The 15584-nt window shown below is 64.7% G+C and carries 14 protein-coding genes, 1 tRNA gene and 2 pseudogenes; 13 read left to right on the plus strand and 4 right to left on the minus strand.

Annotated features, from left to right (window positions below; genetic code table 11):
* Window positions 1-128 (minus strand): annotated as a pseudogene (locus ABNX41_RS19910) (transposase); the annotation flags it as partial.
* A gap of 86 nt (window positions 129-214) precedes the next feature.
* Window positions 215-1279 (minus strand): annotated as a pseudogene (locus ABNX41_RS19915) (IS110 family RNA-guided transposase).
* Window positions 1280-1619: 340 nt separating this feature from the next.
* On the opposite strand from ABNX41_RS19915, the gene pxpA reads away from it, so the two are divergent.
* From pxpA to ABNX41_RS19945, 6 genes are all read left to right on the plus strand, one after another.
* Window positions 1620-2354, plus strand: coding sequence for a 5-oxoprolinase subunit PxpA (pxpA, locus tag ABNX41_RS19920; RefSeq protein WP_438671443.1), 735 nt, complete (start codon window positions 1620-1622; stop codon window positions 2352-2354).
* 5 nt (window positions 2355-2359) lie between these two features.
* A complete protein-coding gene (locus ABNX41_RS19925) occupies window positions 2360-3799 on the plus strand; it encodes a TCP-1/cpn60 chaperonin family protein (protein WP_438671444.1) in 1440 nt (479 codons plus the stop codon).
* A 35-nt stretch (window positions 3800-3834) separates the two neighbouring features.
* Complete coding sequence (locus tag ABNX41_RS19930; RefSeq protein WP_438671445.1) at window positions 3835-4917, plus strand: ABC transporter ATP-binding protein; 1083 nt, start codon at window positions 3835-3837, stop codon at window positions 4915-4917.
* 210 nt (window positions 4918-5127) lie between these two features.
* The gene (locus ABNX41_RS19935) at window positions 5128-6144 is read left to right on the plus strand and encodes a hypothetical protein (RefSeq protein WP_438671446.1); all 1017 of its coding nucleotides are present in this window, start codon (window positions 5128-5130) and stop codon (window positions 6142-6144) included.
* Window positions 6145-6255: 111 nt separating this feature from the next.
* Complete coding sequence (locus ABNX41_RS19940) at window positions 6256-7209, plus strand: ABC transporter permease (RefSeq protein ID WP_438671447.1); 954 nt, start codon at window positions 6256-6258, stop codon at window positions 7207-7209.
* Window positions 7210-7212: 3 nt separating this feature from the next.
* The gene (locus ABNX41_RS19945; RefSeq protein WP_438671448.1) at window positions 7213-8052 is read left to right on the plus strand and encodes an ABC transporter permease; all 840 of its coding nucleotides are present in this window, start codon (window positions 7213-7215) and stop codon (window positions 8050-8052) included.
* Between the two features lie 17 nt (window positions 8053-8069).
* Here the strand turns inward: ABNX41_RS19945 and ABNX41_RS19950 are convergent, their stop codons facing one another.
* Window positions 8070-8732 (minus strand): GntR family transcriptional regulator, encoded by a 663-nt coding sequence (locus ABNX41_RS19950; RefSeq protein WP_438671449.1) that lies wholly within the window; start codon window positions 8730-8732, stop codon window positions 8070-8072.
* Window positions 8733-8901: 169 nt separating this feature from the next.
* On the opposite strand from ABNX41_RS19950, the gene ABNX41_RS19955 reads away from it, so the two are divergent.
* From ABNX41_RS19955 to ABNX41_RS19980, 6 genes are read left to right on the plus strand one after another with little or no spacing between them, the layout of a single operon-like run.
* On the plus strand, window positions 8902-9771 hold the full coding sequence (locus tag ABNX41_RS19955; protein ID WP_438671450.1) for a 5-oxoprolinase subunit B family protein: 870 nt from the start codon (window positions 8902-8904) through the stop codon (window positions 9769-9771).
* Window positions 9768-10748, plus strand: a complete 981-nt coding sequence (locus ABNX41_RS19960; protein WP_438671451.1) for a 5-oxoprolinase subunit C family protein — start codon at window positions 9768-9770, stop codon at window positions 10746-10748. Before ABNX41_RS19955 ends, ABNX41_RS19960 begins: the two co-directional genes overlap by 4 nt.
* The gene (locus ABNX41_RS19965) at window positions 10741-11820 is read left to right on the plus strand and encodes a phosphotransferase (RefSeq protein ID WP_438671452.1); all 1080 of its coding nucleotides are present in this window, start codon (window positions 10741-10743) and stop codon (window positions 11818-11820) included. The genes ABNX41_RS19960 and ABNX41_RS19965 overlap by 8 nt, the downstream gene beginning before the upstream one ends.
* Before the next feature lie 5 nt (window positions 11821-11825).
* Complete coding sequence (locus ABNX41_RS19970) at window positions 11826-13145, plus strand: aspartate aminotransferase family protein (RefSeq protein WP_438671453.1); 1320 nt, start codon at window positions 11826-11828, stop codon at window positions 13143-13145.
* 28 nt (window positions 13146-13173) lie between these two features.
* The gene (locus ABNX41_RS19975; protein ID WP_438671454.1) at window positions 13174-13422 is read left to right on the plus strand and encodes a biotin/lipoyl-containing protein; all 249 of its coding nucleotides are present in this window, start codon (window positions 13174-13176) and stop codon (window positions 13420-13422) included.
* Window positions 13419-14798, plus strand: a complete 1380-nt coding sequence (locus ABNX41_RS19980) for an acetyl-CoA carboxylase biotin carboxylase subunit (RefSeq protein ID WP_438671455.1) — start codon at window positions 13419-13421, stop codon at window positions 14796-14798. Before ABNX41_RS19975 ends, ABNX41_RS19980 begins: the two co-directional genes overlap by 4 nt.
* Before the next feature lie 16 nt (window positions 14799-14814).
* On the opposite strand, the gene ABNX41_RS19985 is transcribed toward ABNX41_RS19980, so the two are convergent.
* Window positions 14815-15267 (minus strand): hypothetical protein, encoded by a 453-nt coding sequence (locus ABNX41_RS19985; RefSeq protein ID WP_438671456.1) that lies wholly within the window; start codon window positions 15265-15267, stop codon window positions 14815-14817.
* Between the two features lie 170 nt (window positions 15268-15437).
* Between ABNX41_RS19985 and ABNX41_RS19990 the strand changes: the two genes are divergently transcribed.
* Window positions 15438-15533: transfer RNA gene (locus tag ABNX41_RS19990), tRNA-Sec, on the plus strand.
* Window positions 15534-15584: the final 51 nt, after the last annotated feature.

A 15584-nucleotide genomic window follows, 5' to 3' on the forward strand; every position in this document is an offset into this window, starting at 1 on the left:
TTCAGGCGGGCGTTCTCGTCTTCCAAACCCTTCAGCCGCTTGGCCTCGCTGACATCCATGCCGCCATATTTGGCCTGCCATTTATAGACTGTCGCATCGCTGGCGCCGTGCTTGCGGCACAGATCGCTGGTTTCCCCGACCCCGTCTCACGACCGTTGCGCCAAACGTCTCCTTGCCCTCTTTCGCTCCGACGCCCTCGCGACCGACGGGCGGCTTATGCCGCCACGGCCAGAGCCTTGTAAACGCCACTGCGGGCCATCAGGGCCCAAACGATCCGCGCCATCTTGTTCGCCAAGGCCACACGCACCAGCATCGGCGGCTTGCGCGCCAGCATGCCGCCCAGCCATGTGCCCGGACGGGCGCGGGCATGGACGTGTCGTTTGATGATGACGCTGTTGGCACCGATGATCAGCAAGCACCGGAGGGACCGCTCGCCCATCTTTGTCGTGGCCGCGAGCCGTTGTTTGCCACCGGTCGAGTGCTGCCGTGGCACCAGGCCGAGCCAGGCTGCGAAGCCCCGCGCCTTGCGGAACGTCGCTGGCGGTGGTGCCAGAACCGCAATGGCCGTAGCTATCAGCGGGCCGATGCCCGGCACCGTCATCAGCCGCCGGGCGACATCGTTCTCTTTGGCACGCCGCGCGATCTCGGCGTTGAGGCGATCAATCTCCGTCTCAAGATGAGCAAGGGCTGCTACCAGGACTGCCAGAGCAGCGGTCGCATCAACTGGCAGCCCACTTTCGGGATCCTCGACGATCGCAACCAGCCATGCCGCCTTGGCCGCACCCTGCGGCACGATCTGCCCGAACCCGGTCAGGTGGCCCCGCAGTGCATTGATCGTCTGCGTGCGCTGCCGGATCAGCAGTTCACGGATACGGAAGATCGAGCCATGGTGCGCCACTGGTTCGAGCGCCATGGCGAGGCGCCGCCCCTTGGGTCTCCTCACTCTTCACCGGCACGAAGCGCATCGTCGGCCTCCGAGACGCTTCGCGGATTGCCTCGGCGTCCGATGCATCGTTCTTCTGGCGCTTCACGAACGGCCTGACTTAGGCGGGCGGGATCAGCTGCACCTCGTGCCCGGGCCTGCCGATCTCGCGGCCCCGGAAATGCGCCCCTCCGCAGGCCTCCATGGCGACAACGCAAGGCGGCAACTGACTGAAGAACGGCAGCACCTGCTCCGCCTCAGCTTCTTGCGAAAAAGCACCCGGCCCGAGACATCAGCCCCATGCGCCTGAAACACATTCTTCGCCAGATCGAGCCCGACAGTGATAATCTCCGACATGACCGCTCTCCTATGTGGATCCTCGCAGAACCACCCTGGCACACAGAGGTCGTCGGGGGGCGGTCACATCGTCAGGGCCTTCGGGCATACCCGGGCGATACCCGACCGCGTGTTTTTCCGAGGTTATGTCGCCGTCGTCAGGAGAGGACATCCAGGTCGCGTGGACAAGCCTCGACCCGCGTTTCGCCTATTTTGAGGGCGACCCGTGCGGGATATTGCACCTTCCTGCGCCTTTGGTCCCCCGGTCAGTGATTTCGGCCGACAACCAGTTGACACCATCGAGCGTAGAGTCTCATGATATATAATATATAATGTTTCGATCGAAGGGGAAAGGCGGTTCATGGTCACGATCAACTGCGACATGGGGGAAGCCTACGGGATCTACCGCTTCGGCGATGATCAGGCCTGCATGCCTTTTGTCACCCACGCCAATATCGCCTGCGGCTTCCATGCCTCGGATCCGGTGGTGATGGCGCGCACGGTGCGGCTGGCAAAAGCCGCCCGCATCCGCATCGGCGCGCATCCCGGCCTTCCCGACCGCGAGGGCTTCGGCCGCCGCCCGATGCGCATGACGCGCGAAGAGGTCGCGGCGATGACCATCTATCAGACCGGCGCGCTGATGGGTTTCCTGCGCGCCGAAGGGGTGGAGCTTGCACATATCAAGCCGCATGGCTCGCTTTTCGGCATGGCGCAGAACGAGGAACATGTCGCCGAAGGCATCGCCGATGCGGCCGAGGTCTTCGGGGTGCCGGTGATCGCCTATTCCGATTGCCAGATGTCCGAGGTCTTCACCCGGCGCGGCATTCCCTTCTCCTGCGAGTTCTATGTCGATATCGACTATGGCGATGACGGGCGGCAGATCATCTCGCGCGAACATCCCCCGATCGCAGCCGATATGGTGGCCGAGAAAGTGCGCCGCGCGCTGGATCTCGGTGTGACCCGTTCGGTGAGCGGAAAGGATGTGAAGGTGGTTGTGGACTCGATCTGCGTTCATTCCGACACGCCGAACGCCATCGAAGTCGCCCGCGCCGTCCATGACACGTTGCAGGCGGTCGGCCGCCTGACGCGGGATTGACAGCGATGCGCGCGCTTTCCGGGGGCAGGCTGCAGCGTGAAATGTCCGAGGCACTGGCGCCCGCCATGCGGGCCATCGCTTCCTCGCTCGGTCCCGAGGGTCGGCATGTGATTTTCGCCATGGGAAACCGGGTGGAAACAGCGCGCACCGGATCGGAAATCGCGCGACGGATATGCACGGACCATTATGCCGGTCGCCTGCTGAAAGAGACGCTGGTCGATGCCGAACGCCAGTTCGGTGATGGCACTGCGCGGCTTGCGGTCATGGCGGGCGCCGCGTTGCGCGAGGGCCAGAAGGCCATCAGAGGCTCATGGGCGTGCGATCTTCCACCTGCGCATCTTGCTCGGGCCATCGAAGGTCTGCGACCGGCACTGGATGCGGCGTTCGCGGCCGAAACCATGCCCGGTGGCGCGGCGGCGGATCTGCTGGCCGCGAGCGGCCTTCCACCGGATCTGCGCCACCTGCTGGCCGAGGCCGACGCGGCAGTCGGCCCCGGGGGGCTGGTCAGCCTCAGCGAGGGGGGGGAGACGCGGATCCTACCGGCTGCCGGTTTCGAGTTCGACGCGGGCTTCGCCGGAACCGCGCCCCTGGCCGCGATGGACGGGGTTTATCTGATTGTCGCCAATGAGATCATATCGGACTTTCAGGATCTTGCGCCGGTGATCGAGGCATTCGCCACGGGTGGCAAGGCACTGGTCATCGTCGCGCGCGGTCTGGAGGGCAAGGCACTTCAGCTGATCGAGCGGAACCGCCAGGCAGGTGTGGTGCGCATGGCGGCACTGATCCCGGCCGATGCGGGGTCGCGCGGGGCGGAGATCCTCGCCGATCTGGCGGCGGCCTGCGGCGCCACTCTGATTTGCGCGAGCCAGGGGCGTTCCCTCAATGCCTTCCGGCCGGGAATGCTGGGCCGGGCCGGGACGTTCAGCTTTGTCAGAGGCCGGGTGCGGCTTGGCGGCATCGTGGGCGATCCCGGCGAAATCTCCCTGCGCGTCGCCTCGGCCGAGGCTGCGATCCGCCAGAACCGCTATCTGCCCTTCGACCGCGAACATGCCGAACGCCGCCGGGCGCGGCTTCTGGGCCAATGGGCCGAGGTCACCCTGGCGCGCGGGCCGGATTCGGCTGTCGGGCTGGAAAACGCGCGCCGCGCGGTCGCGATGTTGCGCGCCTCACGCGCAGGCGGCGTGATCGCCGGAGGCGGTCTGGGGCTGGAGCGGATCGCGGCGCGGCTGGCGTCGGGCCGGGACGCCGCCACGGAGGCGGCGGTGGCGATGGCCCGCGCCGCGCTTTGCGCGCCGGGCCGCTGCCTGCGCGGCAATGCTCGGGAGGACAGCGATTTACGCCCGGGCCTGACCGACCCCGCGGGCCTCTCGCGCGATCTGCTGGAAGCCGCGCTTTCCTTCGCGACCCGGCTGGTCGGCATCGAAGGCGCCGTTTTGCGGCACTGAACCCGAACCGAGAGACAAGAACAGGACCAGATGAGATGAGCACTGACGCCGCCGAACCCATGCTCGAGGTCGAGGATGTCGTCCATAATTACGGCATGGTGCAGGCGCTTTCGCATGTGTCGCTTTTGGCGGCAAAGGGCGAGTTCCTGACCATTCTTGGCTCTTCCGGTTCGGGAAAGACCACCATGCTGCGGGTGATATCCGGGCTGGAGCGGCCTTCTTCGGTGCGTCGTCTCCGGATCGGCGGCGAGGATGTGGCGCATCTGCCGGCATCGCGTCGCAACTGCACCACGGTGTTCCAGTCCTACGCGCTTTTCCCGCATATGAGTGTCGTGGAAAACGTCGCTTACGGGCTGAAGATCCGCAGGATGAACACGCGGGACGCGCTTGCCGAGGCGCGCCGTGCGCTGGCCATGGTGCAGCTTGAGGCCAAGGCCGACCGCCGCATCAGCCAGCTTTCCGGCGGCGAGCGGCAAAGGGTCGCCCTTGCGCGTGCGGTGGTGACGCAGCCCTCGGTCCTGCTGCTCGACGAGCCGCTCGGTGCGCTGGACGAACGGCTGCGCCAGGACATGCAGATCGAGCTGATGGAGTTGCAGCGCAGCCTCGGCATCACCTTCGTCTATATCACGCACAGCCAGGAAGAGGCGCTGACCATGTCGGATCGCGTCGTCCTGATGAGCCAGGGCAAGATCGTGCAAAGCGGCGGGCCGCTGGATCTGTTCGACCGGCCCGCAAGCCGCTTTGCCGCCGGCTTCATGGGGTATGAAAACATCCTTGAGGGCGAGTTGATCGGGCGCGAGGGCGATGCCGGTATCGTGGAATTCCCGGGCGGGGTCAGGATCCGGGGCACGCTGACCTCAGCGGGGCTGGCGCCAGGGGCAAAGGTCGCACTGGCGATCCGGGCCGAGCGGATCGCGACCGCGCCGACCGGGGCGCAGGAAGGCCTGGGCGCCAGGCTGATCAGCCGGGTTTACCGGGGCAAATACACCGATGTCACCGTCTCGACCGGGGCAGGGGCCCTGCGGCTGCGCATCTGGCATGGCGCGGCAGACGAGACTGAAGAGATTCAGCGCGTCGGCTGGAACACACGGGATGCCGTGATCTTCGCCGCTGAATGAGGCCAGACAACCGACGACCAACAGGAGAGCAAAAACATGAAAGACCGATTTTCCACTTACAGTCAGCTGCAGCTGAGCCGGCGCGGCATGCTGATGGGGATGAGCGCGGCGGCGGGTCTCGCCGTGGCGGGTTTGCCCGCTGCGGCCCAGGACATGCCGCTCGTAAGGATCTACGGCGTGCCGACCGCGGCCCTGAAGGACTGGGCGCCCATGGAAACATCCATCGGCGTCAGGGCGGAACTCAGCGGTTCGTCGAATGATGTCGGCGTCTTCATGCGCGATGTGATGGGCGCAAATATGGGCGATCAGGCCGATCTCTTCGTGTTCGAATCCGGCACCGAGGACATTCTCGGCCCGCAGGGCCTCTATGCGCCGCTCGATGAGGCCAATCCCGAGCTGACGCTGTGGGAACGCACTTCGGATGACTGGAAGCGTTCGCCCGTGGTGCAGGACCGCGAAGGCAGGCAATGGGGTGTGCCGGTGATCGGCAATGCCGACAGCTTCGGCTATTTCCCCGAAAAGCTCGGGCTTGCGCCGGACAGCACCGAGGAGCTTTCCTGGTCGCTGATGTTCGAGGACGAGGCCACCCGCGGGCGTGTGGCCTACGGCAATGCCTATACCTATTCCATGGGTGTGGCGGCGCTGTATCTGCAGGAAAAAGGCGCGGCGAGCTTCGCGGATCTGGCGGACCTGACCCCGGAAGAGGCGAAGACCGTCGCCGACTTCCTGATCGAGCGCAAGAAGGCCGGCCAGTTCCGCACCCTTTACGGCGCCTTCGAGGAACAGATCCAGCTTCTGACCAATAAGGAAGTCGATGTGATCAATTGCTGGGAGCCTGCGGTGCGCGAGGCCAATCTGGTGCTCGGCCCGGATGCGACACGCTATGCCTACACCAAAGAGGGCTATTTCAAATGGGGGCACGGCGCCTATATCGCCGCCCAGGCCGTGGATCGCGGTAATCTCGACGCGATCTACAAGGTGCTGAACTACTTCCTCGGCGGCGAATACCGCGCCCTCCAGGCCCGCGACCGTGGCTATGCCGGCCCGAATATGGATCTCGGCGTCGAATATGCCGAGGCCAGCGGCTGGACCGCGGAGGAAATCGAGGAACTGAAGGCGACCGAGGCCAAGGTGAACAAGAAATTCTCGAAACCCTTCGTCTCGACCACCACGCCCGACAATGCCGGCGCGATGGAAGAGGAATGGCAGCGGTTCATGAATGCCTGACCGCAGCGCCCGGCAGCCGTGCCGGGCGCTCGGGGAACCTGCCCGGCCCCTTTGCAGGGGGCCGGGAACCCCATCGGCGCCGGTTCGCGGCACAAAGAACGGATGAGAAAGATGCAGCACATCGCAGCAGATGCGGAACCGGCGGATGCTGGGGCGGCGACCAGAGCCGCGAGCGGCGTGTTCCATGCGCTCCGTATGCGGTTTGACGGGGTAAACTTCGCGGTATGGGCCATTCTCCTGGCCTGGTTCCTCCTGGTGATCGTGCCGATCGTGGTGCTTTTCGCGTTCAGCTTTTTCTCGACCGTGCAGTTCCGCACCGTTTACGAGCCGACGCTGGATACCTGGATCGGGCTCTTCTCGTCCGGGCGATGGGAGGTGACCCTGCGCACCCTGCGCATCGCGCTGACCGTGACGCTGGTCGAGCTGGCCGTCGCCTGGCCTTTCGCGCTCTGGCTGGCCAAAGGCTGCCGGTCAAAGACCACCCAGGCGGTCTGCCTTGCGATGCTGACCATACCTTTCTTCCTCGACATGTCGTCGCGCACCATCGTCTGGCGCGCGATCCTCGGCCAGTCGGGCCTCGTGAACACCATCCTCGTGGGAACCGGCCTCGTAGATCAGCCGGTGGAATGGCTGCTCTATTCCGAGGTGGCGGTGCATTTCGGCATGATCGTCAGCCTCTTCCCGCCCATGGTGATGCCGATCTATCTTGCGATAACCCTGATCGACGACACGCTGATCGAAGCGAGCAACGATCTCGGGGCCTCGCCCTGGCAGACGCTGAGCCGCATCGTGATCCCGCTTTCCTTGCCAGGGATCATGGCGGGCGTGGTCTTCTGTCTTGGCCCTGCGCTGGCGGCCTGGGTCGAGCCGGGGATGCTGGGGGGCGGTTTCGTCAACCTGATCTCGAACTCGATCGAGAGCGCCTATTCCGCTTTGCGCTATCCGGTCGTGGCCGCGCTTTCCGCCTTCGTGATCGGGCTTCTGCTGCTGTTGCTCGCGCTCATGTATCTGATCGTGCGCCGCTTCGGCGATCCGTCCGGATCCTTCCGCGTGCAAAGGGGCTGAGCCATGCAAAAGCAAGCACTCGTCATCCCGAAGCCCTCACGCCGCATGGGGCCGAGCTATAGCCCCCTCTGGAAGAGGCTGGGCAAATGGGGCGGCTTCGCCATGCTGGCGATGATCTATTTCCCGCTGATCTGGCTGATCCTCCTGTCGATCAGCCGCAACCCGCTGGGAGGCATTCCGGGCGCGTTCTCGCTGGAGCATTACCGGGCGCTTTTCGCCAGCAGCGCCTGGCACGGTCCGATGCTCGCAAGCCTGGGGATCGGGCTCGGCGTGGGGCTGATCTGCGCCATCTGCGCGACGATCATCGGTCGTGCGCTGCCGAACCTGCAAAGCCCGGGGCGGGTGATCTTCTTCTTCGTGATCCCGCTCTTCGTTCCCGGCATGTCGATGGGGGCGGCGCTGTTCATCATGGCGCGCGCGGTTCTCGACCTGAAGCTCGGCTTCTGGTCGGTGGCGCTTGGCCATTTCGTCTGGGCCTTTCCCTTCGCCCTTCTGATCGTGCTGGTCGTCACCATCCGCTTCGATCAGCGTCTCGTCGAGGCCGGCCGGGATCTTGGCGCTTCGAACTGGCGGGTGTTCTGGGATATCGAGTTTCCGATCCTGATGCCGGGCATCGTCAGCGCCGCGCTTTTCGGCTTCCTGATGTCCTTCAACGAGCTGATGCGCTCGGTCTTCCTGCGCGGCACGGTCGAGACCATGCCGGTCTGGAGCTGGATTCAGGCCGCCGCCCAGCAAAGCCAGGTGCCGATCATCTTCTCGCTGGCGTCGCTGGTGCTCCTGATCACGCTGCCGCTTTTGTGCGGCGTGTTCTGGATGCTGTTTGCCCGGGGGGATCGCAATTGAACGTCGTCTCTCTCCGCTCAGGATGCGGTCGGTCTCAGCATCCGCGGCAGCAGCGCCTCGGCAGCCAGGACCAGATCCTGGGCCATGGCCTCACGCGCGCCGACGGCGTCGCCGCGCCTGATTGCGGCCATGATATTGCGATGCTCGTCATTGGCATGCTCGCGGTAGTGATCGGTATCGAACAGCCCGTTGAAGACCGGGCCGACCTTGAGCCAAAGCCCTTCGATCACCTGCAAAAGCTCAGGATTGCCGCAACGCTCATAGAGGAAGAAATGGAATTCGCGATTGAGCCGGAGGTAAAGCCTGGCGTCAAAGGTCCGCGTCGTCTCGGCGATGCGGTTCAGCAACGCATCGACCGAGATGAAGTCCTCTTCGGTGAAATGGGGGGTCGCCAGTTCCGCCGCCATCCCCTCCAGCGCAACCCGTATCGGAAGAAGCTGGTCGAAGCGTTCCGCTGTCATCTGCGGCACGACGATCGAGCGGTTCGGCAACTGCACCAGCAGCCGCTCGGCCACAAGCCGCTGCAGGGCTTCGCGGATCGGGGTGGCCGAAATTCCGAAACTGTCGGCGATATTGCGGATCACCATAGGTTGCATCGGCGCGAAAGTTCCGTCGGCCATACCCTCAAGGATCTGCTCATAGGCCCGGTCGCTCAGCGGTTCTCGTTGGATTTTGTTCATATGTCTCTTCTTCCGGACGCTCTCGGGGAATGCGGCATTTCTGCCCCGGACTATACAGATCCGCCCGCATCGGCAGCAAGATATATCATATATCTGCTCCACGAAACGCCACCGTTTCCGCAGTCGGGCGGGCATCCGTTTTCGCGCGTCACCAAGGAGGAGCACCCCCATGCTGCATGAAATCCTGCACTTTTACCCCGGAGGAGACCGTGCGGTCGAGGTGGAACTTGGCGACGGAATGGATTTTACGCTGAATTTCACCGTTCACCGCCTGGTCGCGGCATTGCGCAAAGAGAAAATCTCCGCCATCGAGGATCTGATCCCCGAGCTCGCCTCGTTCCAGATCACCTATGACCCCGACCGTATCTCGTATGAGGATCTGATCCGCGAGGTGGCGCAGATCTATGAGCGGATCGGTTCGGATGTCACGGGCGCGCTGCCGAGCCGCCTCGTGACCATGCCGGTTCTTTATTTCGACGACCAGACCACGGGTTGTATCGACGACTATCGCAAGACCCATCCGGAAAAGGCGCGGGATCCGGATTTGCTTTGTCACGTCAACGGGCTTGAGGATCGCGCGGCTCTCGCGCGGCGTCATGCCGGCACGGAATACTGGGTTGCGGCGCTTGGTTTCTGGCCGGGCCTGTGCTCGCTGCTGTCGCTGAACCCGAATGCCCGGATCACCGCGCCGAAATACAATCCGCCCCGCACCTGGACGCCGAAAGGCGCCGTTGGGATCGGCGGCGCGCTGACCTGCATCTATCCGGACCGCACGCCGGGCGGCTATCAGCTGATCGGCCGCAGCCCGGCGCCGATCTATGACGGCGCTCAGCGCCTGCCGGCCTTCCGCGAAAGCCTCGCGCTATTGCGGGCAGGGGACCGGGTGCGGTTCCGCGCCATCAGCGCGGAGGAATGCGCTGCGATCGAGGCAGAGGTCGCGGCCGGCAGCTATGTCCACGACATCGTGGACTATCAGATCTTCTCGGTCGATCGCTATCTCGACTGGGCAAAGACGCAGACAGAGGGAGAGAAGGCATGAAGAGGGGCTTTGTCACCGTTCTGAAGCCTGGGCTGGAGACAACCGTTCAGGAACTGCCCGGCAGGATCGGCTATCTGGAGCAGGGCTTTCCGATTTCGGGGCCGTTCGATACCTGGTCTTTCCGTCAGGCGAATATCCTCGTGGGAAATCCGCGCGATACGGCCGCGCTGGAATGCCAGTTCCTCGGCCCGACGCTGAAGTTCGAAACCGATGTGCTGGTCGCGGTGACCGGCGCGGATATGCGCCCGAAACTCGATGGCGTGCCGGTTGCCATGTGGCGGACCCTGCCGGTCCGCGCCGGTCAGGCGCTGGAACTCGGCGCGGCGATCAGCGGCGCGCGCAGCTATATCGCGATCTCGGGCGGACTGGATACGCCGGTGGTGCTTGGCTCGCGCGCAGTCTTCCATATGGCGAAAGTCGGCGGCCAGGCACTGGCGAAGGATCAGGAGCTGCCGCTTGGGCCGGCTTCCGGGGAGGGGCCGGTTCTCACAATCCCCGAGGCGGCGCGGCCGGTCTTTTCGGTCGACAAACGTATCGAGGTTGAGGCGCTTGTCGGTCCGAATGACGACTGGCTGGCCCCGGAATCGGTTGAAGTGTTCTTTTCGGCCGACTGGCCGGTGCAGGCGAAAAGCAACCGCACCGGCATCCGTCTCACCGGGCCGGAATTCGCCTTCGCACCGCGTGCGATCCACAAGAAAGCCGATCATGGCCAGGACCCGTCGAATATCATCGACCATGGCTATCCGCCCGGGGCGGTGAATCTCGCCGGTCAGACGCCGATCATTCTGGTCAATGACGCACCCTCGACCGGGGGCTTCATCAACCCGTTCACCGTCGCCAGCGCCGCCTTCTGGAAGCTCGCCCAGGCCCGGCCCGGCGAGGTTCTGCGCTTTCGCCGCATTGACCGCGACGGCGCCGCCCGTCTGCGTGCGGCCCTTGACGGGGTGACTGGCGAGGGGGTGGCCATTCGTGTCTGATATCGTGACGGATGTGTTTATCGCCGACCCGGTGCGGGCGGCGCTTGGTGAGATGTTGGACAGCCCGCCCCCCGCGCTTGACGAGGCAGCGGCCTTGCAGGTTCTGCGCGACCATTATGGCCTGGAAGGCAAGGCAGAGAGCCTCGCCTGCGAGCGGGACGCGAATTTCCGCATCACCGCCACAGGAGGGCGCAGCTTCACGATGAAGCTGTCCAACCCCGCCGAGCCGGAGGGCAATATCAACTTTCAGACCGAGGCGCTTCTCTGGCTAGAGGCGCGCGATCCCACGCTGCCGGTGCCGAAAGTGGTGCGTGCCTCGGATGGGCGCAGCGAGTTCCCGCTGGTCCTGCCGGATGGGCGGATCAGTGTGATCCGGGTGCTGACCTGGCTGGAAGGTATCCCTGTGGCGCGGGGCGGGGCGGTTTCGCCCGAACTCAGGCGCAATCTGGCGCGAGGGCTCGCCCGGCTGGGCCGTGCGTTCGAAGGGTTCGATCATCCCGCCTCGCGCCACGAGATCCTCTGGGATATCCGCAACGCGGCGCGGCTGCGGCCCTTGCTCCGGGAACTGGCCGAGCCGGATCTGCGCGCCCTCTTGATGGAGGAACTCGATCATTTCGAGGCCGTGGTCAGCCTGCGGCTGGCGCATATGCGCCAGCGTGTCATCCATAACGATCTGAACCTGCACAATGCGGTGTTCGATCCCGCCCGTCCCGACGAGGTCAGCGGCATTCTCGATTTCGGCGATATGGTGAAGACCCCGCTGGTGATCGACCTTGCGGTGGCCTGCTCCTATCACACGCCGGGCGGGCCGGAGGTGGTGGCGGATATGGTCCGCGCCTATCACGGGATCCTGCCGCTGGAGCCGGGCGAAATCGCGCTTTTGCGCGATCTGATCGTCACGCGGCTGATGACCACCATCGCCATCACCGAGGGCCGCGCCGCGCGCTACCCGCAAAACGCCGCCTATATCCTGCGCAATAACGGCCCCGCCCGCCAGGGTCTCGCCGCATTCGCATCCCTGCCGAGAGATCAGGTCAGCGCCATGTTTCGCGCCGCCTGCGAAATGGAGTAAGCAAGATGATCCAGGAAGCCATGGTCAACGCCTTTGTCGAGGGCGCCGTTGAGCTGGACGAGGAGACCTCCGCGCTGATCGCGCGCCGCAAGCGTCTGCTCGGGCCTGCATACCGGCTCATGTATGAGCGCCCGCTGCATTTCACCCGGGGGGAGGGGGTCTGGCTCTACGATTCCGAGGGCAACGCTTATCTCGACGCCTATAACAACGTCACGTCGATCGGCCATTGTCACCCGAAAGTGGTCAGGGCGATCCGCGAACAGGTCGGGACGCTTGCCACCAATACCCGTTACCTGCATGGCGCGGTGCTGGATTACGCCGAGAGGCTGCTCGCGACGATGCCCCCGGAGATCGGGCATCTCATGTTCACCTGCACCGGCTCGGACGCCAATGACCTCGCGGTGCGGATCGCGCAGTCCTATACCGGCGGGAAGGGCATCATCGTCACCGAGACCGCCTATCACGGCATCACCCAGGCGGTTTCGGAATTCTCGCCCTCGCTTGGCCCGAATGTCGATCTTGGGGTCCATGTGCGCACCGTGCCGGCGCCCGACAGCTACCGCTCCGCCGACGTAGCGGGGGAATTCACCGCCGCCGTCGAGGCCGCGATCCGCGATCTGAAGCGCCACGGGATCAAACCCGCGCTCTTCATCTGTGACGGGATTTTCGCCAGCGACGGCGTGTTCGACGGCCCGCCCGGCCTCATCAGGGGCGCGGTCGCGGCGATCCGTGCGACGGGCGGCGTCTATATCGCCGATGAGGTTCAGTCGGGCTTCGGCCGCACGGGCGAGGCGATGTGGGGCTTTCAGCGCCATGGCGTGGTCCCCGATATCGTCACGATGGGCAAGCCGATGGGCAATGGCTATCCGGTGGCCGGCGTCGCGGCGCGCCCCGAAGTGCTTGAGGAATTCGGCCGCAAGTCCCGTTATTTCAACACGTTCGGAGGCAATGCCGTGGCGGTCGCCGCGGCGAGCGCCGTGCTCGACGCCATTGAGGACGAGGGGCTTCTGGCCAATGCGGTCGAGGTCGGCGCATATCTCAAGGCTGAGTTCCGCGCTCTGGCGGCGGAGTATCCTGTCATCGGCGATATACGCGGGGCAGGGTTGTTCCTTGGGGTCGAGATAGTCTCGGATCCGGTGGCGAAGACCCCTGATGCCATGACCGCGACCCGTATCATCAACGGTCTGCGTGACGAGAATGTGCTGATCTCGGGCTGCGCGCGCGCGGCCAATGTCCTTAAAATCCGCCCGCCTCTGGTTTTCTCACGCAAGGATGCCGCGGAAATGATCGCGAAACTCGCGCTGGTGCTGTCGCGCCTCGCCTGACCAACCCCCGATATCCCGGAGACGACCAATGACCATTCACATCATCGAAGCCGCTTTGCCCGGCGTGATCTATCTCTCCCCCTCCCCTGAGGCGCCCGTTTTCAAACAGCCGGGCGATAGGGTCAGTGTCGGCGAGACCGTCGCTCTGGTCGAGGTGATGAAATCCTTCCTCGCGGTCGAGGCGGAGCAGGGCGGCACCTTTCTCGGCTATGAGGTGGAAAACGAAGCCGACGTTGAGCCGGGCGAGGCGATCTGCCGGGTCGAAGCCGTATCATGAGTCAGGGAATCCGCAAGCTTCTGATCGCCAATCGCGGCGAGATTGCAGTGCGCATCATCCGCGCAGCGCGTGATCTGGGGATCCGCACCGTGCAGGTGGTGAGCGAGGCGGATCGCGGGATGCTGGCCACGCGCATGGCCGATGAGGTCGTGGTGATCGGTCCGGCTTCGGCTGCGAAATCCTATCTGAACATCGGTGCCGTGCTGGAAGCACTGCGCGACAGCGGCGCGGATGCACTGCATCCGGGCTACGGCTTCCTGTCGGAAAATGCCGCTTTCGCGCGGGCGGTCACGGCGATGGGGCGCATCTTCGTCGGCCCCGATGCCGATACGATCGAACGGATGGGCGACAAGGTGAATGCCCGCGCCGCCGCCATCGCTGCCGGTGTGCCGGTGGTTCCGGGCAGCGATGGCCGACTCGATGACCCCGCGGCCGCGCTCGCTCTGGCTTCCGACATGGGATTCCCGGTGATGATCAAGGCGGCTGCCGGTGGCGGCGGGCGCGGGATCCGCGTCGTGCGCGATGCGGCGGAACTGGCCCAGGCAGTTCCCCCGGCCATGGCTGAGGCCAAGGCGGCCTTTGGCGATGGCGGTCTTTATCTTGAGGCCTATATCGAAAATGCCCGCCATATTGAGGTGCAGATCCTCGGAGACGGCGAGACGGTGGTGCATCTCTATGAGCGGGAATGCTCGCTTCAGCGACGGCGCCAGAAGATCTGGGAGGAGGCCCCCGCGGTCGCTCTGGCCCCGGAGGTCCGCGCTGCGCTTTGCGCCTCGGCGGTGCGGCTCGCGCAATCGGTTTCCTATCGCGGGGCCGGGACAATGGAATATCTCTGGGATCCGCATCGCCGCGAATTCTACTTCATCGAGATGAACACCCGGATACAGGTCGAGCATCCGGTGACCGAGATGATCACCGGAATCGATTTGATGCGCGAGATGATCCGCGTGGCGGGGGGCGAAAAGCTCTCCTTTTCGCAAGACGATATCCGCTGCGACGGCCATGCTGTCGAAGTGCGGATCAATGCCGAGGATCCTGCGCGGAATTTCCTGCCGAGCCCGGGTGCGATCATCGAGATGCAACTGCCGGAGGGCGACGGGATCCGCTTCGATCAGGGATTCGATGCGGGCAGCACCGTGCCACCCTATTACGACAGCCTCATAGGCAAGCTGATCGTGAAGGGCGCGACCCGGGCCGAGGCCATTGCCCGCCTGCGCGCCGCGCTGGATGCGACCCGGATAGGCCCGATTTCCACCACCTTGCCGTTGCACCGGGCACTGGTTCGCGATCCAGGTCTTGCGGCGGGCGAGGTCTCGACGCAATGGCTTGAGACTTGGCTTATGCAGGGTGGACTTGCTGCCGAGGCAACCGGGTGAGATGCGGTCTGTATGATTATGTGGTTTCACGCGGCTTTGTTGCGCAGCGCCCGCGTTTTTCGGATCCGTGTCTGGGGGGGCGGCGGCTGAGGGCGGGCGCATGCCGCCGTCCGAACGACGAACTTGTCCAGATGGAATCCGGCTCCGCATTGCGCTGATGCACCGCGTCGGTGGCCTCGGGCCCGAATCCTGTGCGTGTCTGTTTGCCGGTCCGCTGAGGCCGGTGTCCGGTCAGCGGGGCACCTTTACGGCACCGTGCGGCGGGCCCGGGCGGGTTCAGGCCGCGGGCGATCATTTCACGGTCCAGCAGCGCAAATGCCGGATCCCCTGCCTGCGCCTCATGGACCGCTATCTGATGGCCGTGGCGCAGGTAATCCTCGATCTCGTCCGCGATCCAGGAAATCGCCCGCTCTGCGCCCGGCAGCTTCTCATTCGTCCGACAGCAGCGATTGATGCACTGTTCACCCATATCTGCCCCTGCTGTGAGAAACCGGGCTGACGCGCCCGTGGTGGTTGGTGCTGGCAAACCAGGCCCCGGCCCGGGGGGGATCCGCCGCGGATGAGAGGACGATGAACCTCTTGCCTTGCCCGCAGGATTGCACCATTCACAGTCGGCATGTAGCTGCAATCCATTGCCATGGAAGGGAAGCGTCCCCGGTGGGGCGGTCGGTCTTCAAAACCGGTTGGGGCAGCGAGCCTGTCCCGGGTGGGTTCGACTCCCACTCCCCTCCGCCACCAATGGCACCAAGGCAATACACCCTTCGCAGACCAGAAAATCCGAACAGC

The organism is Pseudogemmobacter sonorensis (genome assembly GCF_042762395.1).
Lineage (GTDB): Bacteria > Pseudomonadota > Alphaproteobacteria > Rhodobacterales > Rhodobacteraceae > Pseudogemmobacter > Pseudogemmobacter sonorensis.

Excerpts from the sequence above, each read along its gene's own strand:
- pxpA (WP_438671443.1), top strand. The coding sequence starts at position 1,620 with ATGGTCACGATCAACTGCGACATGGGGGAAGCCTACGGGATCTACCGC.
- ABNX41_RS19925 (WP_438671444.1), top strand. The coding sequence starts at position 2,360 with ATGCGCGCGCTTTCCGGGGGCAGGCTGCAGCGTGAAATGTCCGAGGCA.
- ABNX41_RS19930 (WP_438671445.1), top strand. The coding sequence starts at position 3,835 with ATGAGCACTGACGCCGCCGAACCCATGCTCGAGGTCGAGGATGTCGTC.
- ABNX41_RS19935 (WP_438671446.1), top strand. The coding sequence starts at position 5,128 with ATGGAAACATCCATCGGCGTCAGGGCGGAACTCAGCGGTTCGTCGAAT.
- ABNX41_RS19940 (WP_438671447.1), top strand. The coding sequence starts at position 6,256 with ATGCAGCACATCGCAGCAGATGCGGAACCGGCGGATGCTGGGGCGGCG.
- ABNX41_RS19945 (WP_438671448.1), top strand. The coding sequence starts at position 7,213 with ATGCAAAAGCAAGCACTCGTCATCCCGAAGCCCTCACGCCGCATGGGG.
- ABNX41_RS19950 (WP_438671449.1), bottom strand. The coding sequence starts at position 8,732 with ATGAACAAAATCCAACGAGAACCGCTGAGCGACCGGGCCTATGAGCAG.
- ABNX41_RS19955 (WP_438671450.1), top strand. The coding sequence starts at position 8,902 with ATGCTGCATGAAATCCTGCACTTTTACCCCGGAGGAGACCGTGCGGTC.
- ABNX41_RS19960 (WP_438671451.1), top strand. The coding sequence starts at position 9,768 with ATGAAGAGGGGCTTTGTCACCGTTCTGAAGCCTGGGCTGGAGACAACC.
- ABNX41_RS19970 (WP_438671453.1), top strand. The coding sequence starts at position 11,826 with ATGATCCAGGAAGCCATGGTCAACGCCTTTGTCGAGGGCGCCGTTGAG.
- ABNX41_RS19975 (WP_438671454.1), top strand. The coding sequence starts at position 13,174 with ATGACCATTCACATCATCGAAGCCGCTTTGCCCGGCGTGATCTATCTC.
- ABNX41_RS19980 (WP_438671455.1), top strand. The coding sequence starts at position 13,419 with ATGAGTCAGGGAATCCGCAAGCTTCTGATCGCCAATCGCGGCGAGATT.
- ABNX41_RS19985 (WP_438671456.1), bottom strand. The coding sequence starts at position 15,267 with ATGGGTGAACAGTGCATCAATCGCTGCTGTCGGACGAATGAGAAGCTG.